Origin of the sequence: Amycolatopsis vastitatis (assembly GCF_002234595.1) — a bacterium.
Taxonomy (GTDB): Bacteria; Actinomycetota; Actinomycetes; order Mycobacteriales; family Pseudonocardiaceae; genus Amycolatopsis; species Amycolatopsis vastitatis.
Genome location: NZ_NMUL01000155.1, coordinates 1 through 272 on the forward strand (window position 1 = coordinate 1; position 272 = coordinate 272).

A 272-nucleotide genomic window follows, 5' to 3' on the forward strand; every position below is an offset into this window, starting at 1 on the left:
GTGCTGCGGCTGCACACCGAGACCGCCTGCCGCCGGGGCGGTGCCCTGGCGCTTCGGCCGCAGGATCTCGACCCGGACCAGTGTCTGATCTTCCTGCGGGAGAAGGGGGAGACGGTTCGCTGGCAACCGGTCTCGCCCACGCTGATGGCGCACCTGGTCCGTCACGCGGCCGAGCGCGGCGCCCCACGCGACGGTCAGCTGCTGCGCTATGCCGACGGCCGGCCGATCACCACCCGCCGCTACGACCACCTCTGGACCCGGCTCGGCAAGCA

The 272-nt window shown here is 72.8% G+C and carries 1 pseudogene; it reads left to right on the top strand.

The annotated features are described in order from the left end of the window. Nucleotides 1-272 (top strand): annotated as a pseudogene (locus CF165_RS49850) (site-specific integrase); the annotation flags it as partial.